Origin of the sequence: Oligoflexus sp., assembly GCF_035638955.1 — a bacterium.
GTDB lineage: Bacteria > Bdellovibrionota_B > Oligoflexia > Oligoflexales > Oligoflexaceae > Oligoflexus.
On sequence record NZ_DASQYZ010000341.1, the window covers coordinates 15,783 to 27,104 of the forward strand.

Consider the following 11,322-nt stretch of genomic DNA (forward strand, 5'->3'; position numbering starts at 1 on the left):
AATATCACCTAGCTGACCAGGGATAATGCCGGTGTTGAACCCATGACGCGAAACAGACTTGGTGGAAGCGTGACATGAAAATGAAACGGTGCAAAGGTTTTTACGTCTTGCGGATCGCTCTGCAGAACGAGTCTGACTTTGGCTCCATTCTGCAGCAAAAGGCGTCGTACGGCATCCATACCGATACCACGACCCGAAATCTCACTGACACCCGCACTGGTGGAGAATCCGGATTCAAATATAAATTGCGCCACCTCTTCCGCTGACACAGGCGTATGTTCGGCAAGGAACCCCTTGATCATGGCTACTTGTTTGATCAATTGAAGGGCAAGTCCCCGACCATCATCATGGACTAGCATCGATAGACTGCCCCCTGCGTCATGGACCATGCTGACTGTAATCTGACCCCGTTCAGGCTTGCCTGCGTGCTTGCGTTCCAAAGCGTCCTCGATCCCATGGTCGAGAGCGTTACGTAAAATATGAACGAAGATATGCCGCAGCATCTCGACACAGGCATGGGTCAGAAAAATTTCCTTGGCCTCAATTTTGACGTCGGGACAGGTCTTGCCCAGGTCCTTGGCAAGTTTGGGCACCGATTCACATAATTCCCTGATCACGTCCTCGGCACTGCGAAAGACGAAGGGAACCAGGCGATGTTTCAATTGAGCCACAGAGCGAGTCATTGAATCGAGATCCCTTTGTCGCTCAATCTCTTCAATGAAAAGCACCTCGCGCTCCAGATCATCAATCCGCAACTCAATGGTATCGGGCAGGTGCAGAGCTCGGTTCAGTTTATGGGTGTTGATCCATTCGTAATATTTCAGTGACGTTTCGACCAGGTCAAGCTCGGTGAGGAGCTGGTCTTTGTTCGGTACTGTTTCGCCTTTTTGGATCGAACTGAGTGTTTCCTCGGCCCGATGCACGGCGCTGGCCAGCTCACGGAGCCCAAGCGAACGCGCGGCACCTTTGATGGTATGCATATTGATGAAGAGTATTTTAATGATATCCGGTCGGAAGGTTTCCGCATTGCGAATGAGGGACGTATTCTCATTCAGAAAGCGCTGCGAGGCTGTCGAGAATTTGCAGAACATGTCCTGGGTGACATTGATCAACTCGCCAATGTATTCCAGCTCCTTCTGATGCTCTTCCGCTACTTTTTTATAAAGTCGAACGTCGGTGACATCCTTGCAGGTAACCAGAATTTTTTCCAGTTTCTGGCTCTTCGTCACCATGGGGCTCCAGTCGATCTCCAGGATACGGGTCGAAGGGCCAGCCGTGTACTGAATTTCCTTGGGCAAGGCCGCTTCGTTCATCTCGAAGACCATTTCGTCTTCCCCAAAGCTGGCTTCGAGCACAGACTTGACCTGAGCTTTTTGGTCACTGCTGATGTTGCTGTCTGTGAGAAGCAGGTCAAGGGCATTGGTCTCTTCCATCACGCGACCCTTGAAGATATCGCGCAGATGGGCTGAATAATCCCGATGGATGCTTAATTTTTCCGGCAGGATGGCAAAGATCCCGAGTTTGATATTGGTCAGAATGGATTTGATGTCTCGCGTCTTTTCCTCGACCATGTCTTCCAGTTTTTCATTCATCTGGCGGACCTTGTGCTCGGAACGCTCCTGAGCCAGCCGCATCTTATCACCCAGAGCAAGGGAGATCAGCACGACTTCGACGGCGATGCCCAAAAAATGACTCCAATTGGTGAAGAGATTAATGGGAATGACTCCCGCCAAGGCCAGGGGATTGGCAAGATTACCGACTATGGTTAAAAACCAGGCGAGCGTAAAGAAGTAGGCAGGTCGATAGCGTTTGATACAGGCGATCACTGATGCGACCAGGATGATGGTTGATGTCAGAAATGCGTTGGTTGCCGCAATCTTGACGGCAATATTATAGGAAAAAGGCGCAATCGGCAGCACTAGAAGACCCAGTCCGGCCTCGATGAGGAGCAGCCATTTCACAAGGGGGGACACGCGATTGATGTTGAGAAACATCAGGGAGAACGTGCAAGCGAAGAAGACAAGTCCCCCGGTGGCCATGATAAAGCCTTCGTTGGCCAGCCAATGAGCGACCGAGGCAGGAAAGAAAACGAGGTAAAGACCTTGATAGCCGAAATGATTGGCAATGGAGCATAGAATAAAGCAAATGTAGAAGAGATAGGCGACGTTGCGAAAAATTACGCCCAGGAAAAAGTTATAAAAGAGCATGACGACAAAGAATCCGTAGACGACACCCAGGAATGCGGATTCAGAAGCGCGCTTGGAATGGAAGGAAGCAGGTGACCAAACCTGCAGCGGGATTTGGTTCACGCCTTCGGTTTCCACCCGCACATAATAGGTATGCACGCCCGGTGGGACATCGACGACAAAGACCGGAAGACGGTAATTGATATCCCGGGTCGCAAAGGGAACCTGGTCCCCGGCCTGTTTATGTTGATACTGACTCTTGTGATCAGGAAAATAGAAGTCAATCAAGTCGAGATTGGAATAGCCGGCTTCCAGATAGACGATGAGCGGTTGCGTGCTAGGATTTTCCATCTGAAAGCGAGCCCAATAGGCCGAACGCGTAAAGCCGAAATTCGGGTGCTTTTGCTGGGATGGAACAAACCTGGCCTGTCCAGGAGCCCGAACATCATCGAGTCGAAGGGTACGATCCTTATCCTCAAGAATGTCGATGATGGTACCCAAAGGCTGGCCATGCATGGCCTCCTCGAGCTTGATGGCACCGCCCATCGCTAGGGAACCATGCACTAGTATAAATAACCATATGAACCAGGCTTGCCAACGGATATCCATACTGCTCTCATAAACAGGTTTACGTGCCCTTGGAGTTTCGACAGGAAACCTCAAATGGATTAGTTTTAGAACAATCATCACAGGTAAGTAAGAATTGGCCCAACCCCTTCAGTCACGCGAGGGCTTGACCGATGCAAGATCTGCTCATAATGGAGCAAGGAGTTATGCATGCGATCCTTTCTGCGACTGATCATCTTTGGCCTTGTTTTCCTTCTGATGACCCCTGCCTGTGTGCGCAAAAAAAAGAAAAGTGCCCCGGGGAATGAGGAGACCTCAGCAGGCGAGAATTTTATCACTCCTGGTCCAAGGACCAAGGTCCTCAGTCAGGAGCAGCTGCAGGCGCTGGTCAGTCTCAATGAAGCTGGAGAAATGGTTTTTCAAAACGCCGCGCTGCGCAACCAGCAAAATCTGTCCGCTCCAGCATTTGCTGAGGGTGACGTTCTGGTCCTTGGGCCACATCCCGCAGCGCCTCAAGGGGCATTGCGCAAGGTGAAGAGTTCAGCGATCCAAGGCTCACAACTGGTGATACAAACGGAACAAGCCTCGCTCACGGATGCCATTCAAGATGCTTTGATTCGAGTGGCGCTGCCGCTGGACCCTTCGACCGCTCGGGAAACATTGACTCCGCTTGAAGGCATTGCGCCGCAGAACGCCGATATGCTGAAGCTTACCGACCAAAAGAAAGGTCTGTATTTTGGCATCAATGATTATGTGCTGGCTGATCTGGATGGCAACAAGTCGACCAGGAATGACCAGGTTCTGCTGAATGGCAACCTTGGGGTGGACGTCGGCGCCGATTTTATCATCCGTATTGCCGCCTTCGAAGTGAAGGAAATAAGTTTTTCCATCCAGGGTTCGCAGACGGGCTCGCTGGCTTTGACGGGAACCGGCGGTGCCTCGTTCAAGGAAAAGGTGAGCATTTCCCTGCTTCACTATACGCCGATCATTATCACTGTTGGGGGCTTTCCCCTGGTGATCACGCCATCACTGGGCATTGCGATCGGTGCCGAGGGCGAAGTCAATGGTAAGTTTCGCGCCAGTGCCAAGGAAGAAGCCAGAATTAAAATTGGAGTCGGCTATCAGGATGGTAGTTTTGAACCTATCAAGGAAGGTTCCGTGGATGGACAGGCGGAACCCCCCGTCGTACAAGCGGCCAACCTTTCAACGCGAGCCTATGCCAGCATCCGTGGCAATATCAGCCTCTATGGCTCCACCGGTGCCTATGCGGGCATGGAAGGATTTGCTCGCTTCAGTGCGAACCTTGTTGATGAAAGTTGCTACAAGGCTTTTGCGGGAGTCGCCGCACAGGCGGGACTTTTTGCAGGTATTCTTGGGTTGAAGCTCGGGGATTATGATAAGAGCTGGGATTTGATCAGTAAGGAAATTGGCATCGGCAGCTGTAATGTCAAAGGCGCGACGGGTCAGGATCCGCAGGCCTACTCATGGCTTTATACCGAGCCCTCGGAAGACGACAGTCAGGATTATCCGCGCTTTATTCCCCATTATGATACCACCGTTGACGAGGCGTTGATCGTGGCCCGGACTCGTAACCGCAATGGCTATGCTCTCAAAATCGCACCGAATGGGGCCGTACCGTTCTATCAGGATAGCCAAAGCACGCACGCGGAAACCTGGAGTTCCATTAAGGCTCTGAAGGATGGTGGATCCGTTTTGGCTGGAGCCAGCACCAGCCCGGTCATCATTAAGCTTGATGCCAAAGGAACGGCGATCTGGTCCTATTTTTACAAACTGGGCGGCGTGTATTCCATTGGTTCCATCACAGAATCCGCCGACGGCAGCCTTGTCGTCGGAGGACAGATCTATACCGCGGATGATGTGAATGAGGATATGTTTGTCATGAAACTCACGGCTCAGGGAGATCTGGTCTGGGCCAAGCGTTTGAAAGGCCCCTATAATACCGATATGATCCATACGGTTGAAATTTTGAACGACCAGAGCATTGCGATCGGCGGTTCGTATGGCATCACAACGGGGATGACGGGCATTGATCCGACTGACAACACGCAGGCGCAGCTGGGTTGGGTCGCATTGCTGGATACGCAGGGCAACGTGCTGCGGTCCAAACTTTATTCCTCGCAGACTGTGGTTGATATAGCCGCTGTGAATGGTGGGGCCGATGGTTTGATGCTGGCCGGATTTACGGAACGAACGGTCTCCGGTAATTTGGTGCGTGTGCCTTGGGTGATGCGGATTCAGGCGGATGGTTCGGTCGCTTGGCGTCAGGGGCTGCTCGAACATGTGCGCCCGCAATCCGTTGCCATCGGTGTGGATGGGATTCTGTTGGCCGGCATTCGCAATTTTACCTTCAGTGATGCCCGGGTGAATCATGATGGGTGGCTGGCGCAGTTGAGCATGAGTGGCAATGTGCTCTGGGCTCGTACCTTTGGTTCAGCCAAAGAGGATGGACTTCTGTATGCATCGCAGGCTGCCAACGGCCGCATCCTCGCTGGCGGCTATCACATACCAGCGGCACGCACTGTCAAACCGTGGTTGTTAAGTCTTTCCGCGAGTGGCGATGGGTCATTCCGTGACAGCAGCGGATTTACCAGCAGCAATAATTCAGCGTCTCTGTTCACGCCGCCCCTGTCCTACACGGATGCACCCCTCACGGCGCAGGATGTAAGCCCGGTGCGCGAAAACTGGGATCGGACCCTGAAGCCAGGGTCGATCGCCGTTGAGGACATTGCAGGCCCTTAATGGGGATTATTCGTCGGGAAACGGATCGCCGGAATCATCCGGATCCGTGGTGTCGGTAGGATCCGTGGGGTCGGTAGGATCGACGCCAAGAACCTCGGCCACGCAGGAAAAGGCTCCTTTGAACACACTGGCAAAATCTCCAGACTGGGCAGCCTGGCTGAAGACGGATTGATTCAGAACTGCGTAATCGGCAATACAGGCCATCAGATCATAGAAAACGCAGATGCTCGGGGTCACGCCTTCGACATTGTCACCTGTGAAAATGTTGGAAAACATGTCCTGCATTTGAGCTTTCTCGCTCTCCGTAACAGGCGTCCCTCGCAACGTTTCAATGGCATCAAAGTACCGGCCGAAAGCATTGTTCGCGCTGCAGCCGGTGGAGCTGAACTCAAAGGTCTGGTATTGAAACCCACCCGAAGCGCCATAAGTCTGGTTGATAAAAGCGGCCGCGCGCGCTGGCAGAACCAGAGGCGTAGCCGGCCAGAATCCAGCCGGAGGAAACGTCGAGGGTTGAAATCCACCGGATGATCCACCCGCAGACCCACCGCTGGAACCCAGGAGATTGGTTTGCTGAATAAAACGCAGGGAGCTCGTCCGTAAGGTCTGCTGAGAAAGCTGCGGCTTCGATTCGCTGGCAGCCCGCCGGCAGGTCATCGCCGAGACTCCCACCAGGATAAGCGATCCCAGAAGGCATGAGGATTTCAGCATGGACGAACCTCAATAGTAAAAATTGACGGCCAATTTTCCGGTGCCTGTCGCATAAGCGCTTTTACCATCAGGCAGCGTGTTATAGCCAAAGCCACCTTCACCCGAGACTGAAAAATCCTTGAGCAGAACAAACTCCAGTCCTGCACCGCCGGCGATCCCGAAAAGAGTATCATCCTTGCCTTTATTTGCCGTGCCACCGTTCTTGCCGATGCTCAGCTGTCCAAAACCATAAAAATGGAGACGATCGCGCTGCGCAAAATATTTGGTGAATTTTCCAGCCAGACCAAACGAGGATGTTTCTGCTGCTGAATCACCACCGAGCAGGAGGTAGGCGCCCACAGCCGTGTCTTGCGCTGTAAAATAGCGCGCTCCGATAAAGCCCGCGCCCATCGAGCTGCCGCCATCAGGAAAGCCAAAGCTAAAACCATAGCGACCTTCGGAAAGATTCAGGCCTTCACCGCTTGGGGCCGCAGGGGCTGCTTGAAAAGATGGTGCGGCGACGGGCTCAGCTGCAGGAGGGGGCGGGGGAGAGGGTGGCATCCTGGGTTTTTTTCCACTGCCTGTCTGCGCCTGGGCTGATGCAAGGGACACACTCAAAACTACCGTCGAAATCGGAGCCAGATAAGTCCAACGCAAGGGATGCCTCCTTCGGGTCAACCAAATGTTTTTGTATCAATGTCGGTAATGGTACCTTTGATGCGCAGTATTGATCAAGCAGGATTGCGGGGGAGTGGGGGGGTGTGGCTGTGGGATGCGCATGTCATCCCACAGAGTCTTTTATATGTTTTGGAATCCTGATTGCTGACCGGCCCAGGAATGTCGGCTGGTGTCCGTGGCACCTGGTGTCTGGTAAGTCGGTTGCAGTGTCTGATAATAGGTCGAGAGTTGAGTTTGATAGTCCTCGTCCAAAGCGCCTTCCTTACTATAGGCTGGAGCGTCCTCCACCTGCTTGCGCGTCATGGCGACGACAATTTTATGATCGGACCACATGATGTCCTCGATCATCCCGCGATCGATGGCGACGAGGCCGCCGGGCCACCACAGACGAGCGTCCACGATCATATGCGTGATGCGCCAAGACTCAGGTTCAATCAAAAGGTCTTCGACCTGACCGATATCACCATCCGCAGCTCGCAAACCATAATTTTTCAAACTCACAAAACTGCGAAGGTTGGGATCGGTTTGACTTTGCCGTTCAAATTCCGCTTCGAAATTGGGCGACGTGGGTCCACCATCCGGAACCGAAGGATGGCGAGGGAAGGTATAGGTTTTCGACCAAGGGAAGAGCCCATTCGGGGCCGTCCAATAGGGTGACCAACCATAGTACTGACTGAGCTGCATTTCATTCAGGCGTGAAACAGGCTGGCCCTTATCGGCTGGAGGACTGTTTTCGATTTGCAGCTGCGACAGTCTAGTGACGAGCGTGGAGCGTTCTTGATTGAATTCAACCACAGCTTCGGAACTGATCAGGACATCGCTTCCCGTCAGCCAGCCGCCTGTGTCCACTACGAGATAACGTAAGGTCCAGGCAACATCATCGAAATAAAGATCCTTGACGACCCCAACGATACCATCGTTGGCTTCGACTTTCTGATTAAGTATGGCACCAGCCCGGTAAAGCATGAGTGACTCCTTTCCTCTTGGTTGACACCAAAGGTTTTATTTTTGTGTTGGCTTCGCGGCATCTGCGCTGGGTCCGGTGGTGGCTTCGATCACGCCGCAGGCGATGCGGTCACCGGAAGCGCCCGATGGTTGAGTTTTCAAATCGTCACCTTGCGCATGGACAACCACGCTTTTGCCGACGATGGCATCCCAGCCGGTGAGACCCTTGACGTTCGGAACATCGAGAGAAAGAAGGCCGACGCCATCCTGTTTCACTGTGATGTTACCCAGGTCCCCGACATGCCGAGCCTGGGCAGTTGGAGCGGCATGTGGTGCACCGGTCGGATTAAAATGTCCGCCTGCAGTCGAGGCATCAGCTGCGCTGCAATCACCCTTCTCATGAATGTGAATGCCATGGCGTCCTGGTGTGCCGCCGGTGACGGAGGCTACAATTTGCAGACCTTTGTCGCTGCGATTGAAGACAACGGTGCCTGCCATCTTTGACCCGCTTTTTGGTGCCAAAGTGGCCTCAGCAAAAGTGACTCCTTGCTTCAGATCCTGAGTCATTTTCGCTTGAGTTTTTTCTTCCGCATTTTTTTTCAGAGTAGCCGTATCCTGGGCGAGAGCCTGCGTAGCAACAAGGGCGGCCAAACAAAAGCCAAGTTCCATTTTCATGGTTTCCGTCTCCTGGAAAAAGAAAAATCAATCAGGGTCGGATAGACCCTATCTTCTTATAGCCGATCTTTTTCCGGAAATCAGTGTTGCGAAAATGTGATGGACCCTGGGGGATTTTCCCTGCAGTCCCATTCTGCCGGTCAGGCAGACGTTCCTGTCAGGGTTCGGGTCAGGGCCTCCTTATTGATACTGACGGAAGCCAGTGTCACGGCATCAAGTGTTTGTAGGAACGCATCACGTGCTTTGAAAAGGGCGGGTTGCAGTCCGCAGATGCCCGTGATCGGACAGGTGTTGGATAACGCACTGAAACATTCGACGACTTCAAAATGCGGTTCCATGCGGCGAATGACATCACCAATGGAAATTTTTTCAGGTTCACGTGCGAGCCGGATGCCACCATTGCGCCCGCGCGTTGTTTCGATAAAACCTTGCTGACCCAGTCGATGAACGACTTTCACCAGATGATTTTCAGAAATTTTAAAAGCCTTGGCGATCTCTTCAATCGAAGATCGAGGTACTTCGCGAGTTGCTAGATAGATAAGAACGCGACAGGCATAGTCTGCGTGCAAGGAGAGTTGCAATGTCTTCTGGCCTCCACTGCGGATGTTGAATTGCCAATGTTTTAAACCATGCTGCGGATGTTTGAGTTGCCAACACCTCGCGACCACAGTGCGGATGTTTGAGTTGTCAAATCATCGCGACCACACTGCGGATGCTTGAGTTGCCAACACATCGGGACCACACTGCGGATTTTTCCGGTTGCCAACTCCAAGAATGAAGGTATATTAAAAATACATCTTATTCAATTCCAAAGTGGAGTCAGCACTTTATGGTATCCCTTTACGAAAAACTTGGTGGACAAAATGCCGTTGATGCCGTGGTCGAAACATTCTACCGCAAGGTCTTGACCGACGAGAGGGTGATGGATTTTTTTGATGATGTCGACATGGATAATCAAATTGTGAAGCAAAAGGCATTTTTGACCATGGTCTTTGGTGGGCCGGTCTCATACTCCGGCAAGGATATGCGTGAAGGGCACCGTCACCTAGTAGCTCGTGGGCTGAACGATGGCCATGTGGATGCTGTGGTGGAACTCCTCGGGGCCTCGTTGGCGGAACACGGTGTGGATGCCAATGACATCGAGCAGATCGCCGCCATCGCCAACAGCGTGCGCGATGATGTTTTGAATCGCGTGAGTTGAGGGAAGCCATGGAATTGCAGATTCAATATCAGGAGCACACCGCTATCTTCGCCCGTGGTGATACGGTCCTGGAAGCTTTGGAACGGGCCGGTGCTTCAGTTCCTTCATCCTGTCGGGCGGGTGCTTGTCAGCATTGCATCATGCGTGTGACCGAGGGGCAGGTGCCGGCGTCGTCGCAAGCGGGCCTCAAAGATTCGTTGCGCAAAACCGGGCATTTTTTGTCCTGCATTTGTCGACCTGACCAAAATCTAACTTGCGAACCGGCGCATACGGCAGCGTTTCGCGGCCAGGTGACGATTCAGGAAATCCGGCCCATTGGTCCCGATGTCGTGCTGGTGCAGCTGTCACGGCCCGCTGATTTTAATTTTCAACCGGGGCAGTTCGTGACGGTTCAACGTGAAGACGGCTTGGCTCGCAGTTATTCGATCGCCTCGCAAGCGTCTCAGGATGCGCTTGAAATCCACGTACGCCGGGTCCCACAGGGGCGGCTGAGTGGCTGGTTTCACACGACGGCCCGTCCCGGAGATCAGCTTTGGATGGAAGGACCCAAGGGGGATTGCACGTATTATCCTGGTCAGCCGAGCGAACCTCTGGTGCTGGTTGGAACAGGAACAGGGATCGCACCCTTGTTGGCGCTTGTTCAGGATGCCTGTAATCAAGGCCATCAGGGTTCGATTGCCATTTATCATGGGGCCCTGACAGAAGATCGGTTCTATTGGGTCGATGAAATCAAGGCGCTCGCAAAGTCCCTGCCCAACATTAAGTATGTGCGGTGCGTTCTTCGAGGGCCCGCTTCACCCGAGGTGCGGGTGGGGGAGTTGAAGGACATTGTGCTCGCCGACCCCTCGGATCCGAAGCAGAAACGCGTTTATCTTTGTGGAGATCCGGGACTGGTTCGCATTCTTAAAAAGCAAATCTTCCTGGCTGGCGTCAGCATGAGTCGACTGCATGCGGATCCGTTTATAGGTACAGGGTCTTAAGCAGACAGGTTTTTCCCTGTATTTTTTGCCAATCACCAAACGATTTGCTTTGAAAAGCTCAACCCCTTTCGCTTTTAACCGATAAAAAAGGGCTTGCGAAGATGGGGAAAAGCTGATGGTTATGCATATTTTCATGTGTTTGTTGCTGGCCCTGACCATGGCTGCGAACCTGGATGCGAAACCAGGACGGCTGGTTGAAAATGGAGTCGCGGATCTGACCCGCTGGGACGCGGACGCGACACCTGTGATCAACATGAAGGGCGACTGGGAATTCTATTGGTCCCAGCTTTTGGAGCCCCAGGACTTTGCCTCGGGAACGCCTCAAGGCAAGGAGCTGCTGGCCGTCCCTGGCGGCTGGTTCCGCCACTCCGAGCATCCGAAGCTGGGCTATGCCACCTATCGCCTGCATGTGAAGCTCGATCAACCCAAGGAAATTGTGTTCGCCTGGCCCTTGCTCTGGTCGGCCTCGCGTGTTTTTATCGATGGTCAGTTTATCGAGGGCACGGGACGTGTCGGCCCCAGCGATGATCCTAAACATTATGAACCCGGCGTCCGTACCGGTCGCAAGATCTTTACCCCCAAGTCGGCTGAATTCGATATTGTCATCCAAACGGCGAGTTTCGAATTTTTCACGACCGGAATC

Annotated in this window: 9 protein-coding genes and 1 pseudogene; 4 read left to right on the plus strand and 6 right to left on the minus strand. The window is 53.0% G+C overall.

Annotated features, from left to right (window positions below):
• Nucleotides 1-8: 8 nt before the first annotated feature.
• Nucleotides 9-2,795: a 7TM-DISM domain-containing protein gene (locus VE954_RS30090; RefSeq protein WP_324959937.1), complete on the minus strand. Its 2,787-nt coding sequence runs from the start codon at nucleotides 2,793-2,795 to the stop codon at nucleotides 9-11.
• Nucleotides 2,796-2,963: 168 nt separating this feature from the next.
• Here VE954_RS30090 and VE954_RS30095 point away from each other — a divergent pair, with 168 nt between their 5' ends.
• Nucleotides 2,964-5,513, plus strand: a complete 2,550-nt coding sequence (locus VE954_RS30095) for a hypothetical protein (RefSeq protein WP_324959939.1) — start codon at nucleotides 2,964-2,966, stop codon at nucleotides 5,511-5,513.
• Nucleotides 5,514-5,519: 6 nt separating this feature from the next.
• Here the strand turns inward: VE954_RS30095 and VE954_RS30100 are convergent, their stop codons facing one another.
• The 5 genes from VE954_RS30100 to VE954_RS30120 all read right to left on the minus strand — a co-directional run bounded on the left by VE954_RS30100 (nucleotide 5,520) and on the right by VE954_RS30120 (nucleotide 9,079).
• The gene (locus VE954_RS30100) at nucleotides 5,520-6,221 is read right to left on the minus strand and encodes a hypothetical protein (RefSeq protein ID WP_324959941.1); all 702 of its coding nucleotides are present in this window, start codon (nucleotides 6,219-6,221) and stop codon (nucleotides 5,520-5,522) included.
• A gap of 9 nt (nucleotides 6,222-6,230) precedes the next feature.
• Complete coding sequence (locus tag VE954_RS30105) at nucleotides 6,231-6,857, minus strand: hypothetical protein (protein WP_324959943.1); 627 nt, start codon at nucleotides 6,855-6,857, stop codon at nucleotides 6,231-6,233.
• A 141-nt stretch (nucleotides 6,858-6,998) separates the two neighbouring features.
• Nucleotides 6,999-7,844 carry a PRC-barrel domain-containing protein gene (locus VE954_RS30110; RefSeq protein WP_324959945.1) on the minus strand — a complete coding sequence of 282 codons (846 nt, stop codon included), beginning with the start codon at nucleotides 7,842-7,844 and terminating at the stop codon, nucleotides 6,999-7,001.
• Nucleotides 7,845-7,880: 36 nt separating this feature from the next.
• The gene (locus tag VE954_RS30115; RefSeq protein ID WP_324959947.1) at nucleotides 7,881-8,498 is read right to left on the minus strand and encodes a superoxide dismutase family protein; all 618 of its coding nucleotides are present in this window, start codon (nucleotides 8,496-8,498) and stop codon (nucleotides 7,881-7,883) included.
• Between the two features lie 140 nt (nucleotides 8,499-8,638).
• On the minus strand, nucleotides 8,639-9,079 hold the full coding sequence (locus tag VE954_RS30120; protein WP_324959949.1) for an Rrf2 family transcriptional regulator: 441 nt from the start codon (nucleotides 9,077-9,079) through the stop codon (nucleotides 8,639-8,641).
• Nucleotides 9,080-9,327: 248 nt separating this feature from the next.
• On the opposite strand from VE954_RS30120, the gene VE954_RS30125 reads away from it, so the two are divergent.
• From VE954_RS30125 to VE954_RS30135, 3 genes and pseudogenes are all read left to right on the plus strand, one after another.
• On the plus strand, nucleotides 9,328-9,699 hold the full coding sequence (locus VE954_RS30125; protein WP_324959951.1) for a group 1 truncated hemoglobin: 372 nt from the start codon (nucleotides 9,328-9,330) through the stop codon (nucleotides 9,697-9,699).
• A gap of 8 nt (nucleotides 9,700-9,707) precedes the next feature.
• Nucleotides 9,708-10,679 (plus strand): 2Fe-2S iron-sulfur cluster-binding protein, encoded by a 972-nt coding sequence (locus tag VE954_RS30130; RefSeq protein ID WP_324959953.1) that lies wholly within the window; start codon nucleotides 9,708-9,710, stop codon nucleotides 10,677-10,679.
• Nucleotides 10,680-10,794: 115 nt separating this feature from the next.
• Nucleotides 10,795-11,322 (plus strand): annotated as a pseudogene (locus VE954_RS30135) (hypothetical protein); the annotation flags it as partial.